Source organism: Staphylococcus sp. 231237_7MaSpsaltlick (assembly GCF_043107035.1).
Genome location: NZ_JBICNX010000142.1, coordinates 1 through 1,200, shown reverse-complemented (window position 1 = coordinate 1,200; position 1,200 = coordinate 1). Strand labels below are relative to the sequence as shown.

Genomic DNA, 1,200 nt, shown 5'->3' with positions numbered 1-1,200 from the left:
ATTATATTGATTATGGAACTACAATTAATTAAAGAAATTGATGATGAAATTTTAAGTTTAAACTAATGGAATCAAGAAAGAATGAAAGGAAATATACAATGCCCACGATTAATAAAAGGAAGTTTATTAGATTTTGTGTTAGAAACAATGGATGTTTTTGTAAATGGAAGTAAAAATGATTGCGAATTAGTAAATTTTAATTATAAAGAAAGAAAAGTAGTTTCACGTTATAGTACAAAATTTGAAAGAAATTCTAAATTAAGAAAAGAGCAATTGATATCGACGGTAAAAGTTGTAAGGTATGTGGTTTTTGATTTTGAGAGAAATTTTATGGGGCATAGGGAAAGTTTTATTGAAGTTCATCATATTAAGTCAATGTTTACTATAAGAAAGTTGAAATAAACTCAGAAACAGACTTGATTCCCGTTTGTTCAAATTGGCACAAAATGATACATATGCGCACCTATATATTGAAGGTTTAAGTCAAACGATAAATAATATTTTTCACTTTTAAACAGAAATTTTTTTGGTAATTATATTAATTAGTATAAAAATGAATATGTTCACAAAGAAGGAGAGATTTTATTGAAACACATTAATCAATTTTCTGAATCGACACTAGCACAACTAGAAAAAGATCATCAACACGTATTTTATGTATACTGTTTGATGGACCCAAGAAATGATGAATGCTTTTATGTTGGTAAAGGTAAGGGGAATAGAATATTTAAACATAAACAAGATGCGCAGAAACAATTATTGTACGAAGATATATTTAGAGAAGAAAATAAAGATAACTTGAAATTTAATAGAATTAACGAAATTTGTAGCAATGATTTGAATGTTTTAGGATATATAATAAGTTATGGATTAACCGAATCTGAGGCATTTTCTGCAGAAAATGTTCTTATAAACTTTCTTAACCTAACAAATAAAACTACATTAACAAATATGATTAACGGTCATGGATCTAAAGCATACTTAGTTGAAGACTTGGAAAATGAATTTGGCTATGATTCAATTAATCTTGAAAATATAAATACGAATGAATTAATTTTAGCAGTGAAAATCAGAGATGCATTTCGATTAGATAAAGATGAAAGTAAAGAGTATCCCATTAAAGAAAGTGAACGTGATAGAAGTAACTTGAAATCACGTACGTTAGGTAGTTGGATTATAGGAAAAGATAAAATACATAAA

2 protein-coding genes are annotated in these 1,200 nt (G+C 26.6%); both read left to right on the top strand.

Features of this window, described 5'->3' with window-relative positions; all coding sequences use genetic code 11:
* Positions 1-81: 81 nt before the first annotated feature.
* A complete protein-coding gene (locus ACF91D_RS30465) occupies positions 82-402 on the top strand; it encodes a hypothetical protein (protein WP_325962937.1) in 321 nt (106 codons plus the stop codon).
* Between the two features lie 183 nt (positions 403-585).
* Positions 586-1,200: LEM-3-like GIY-YIG domain-containing protein (locus tag ACF91D_RS30460; RefSeq protein WP_392438484.1), on the top strand; the 615-nt coding region annotated here is incomplete at its 3' end.

Excerpts from the sequence above, each read along its gene's own strand:
- ACF91D_RS30465 (WP_325962937.1), top strand. The coding sequence starts at position 82 with ATGAAAGGAAATATACAATGCCCACGATTAATAAAAGGAAGTTTATTA.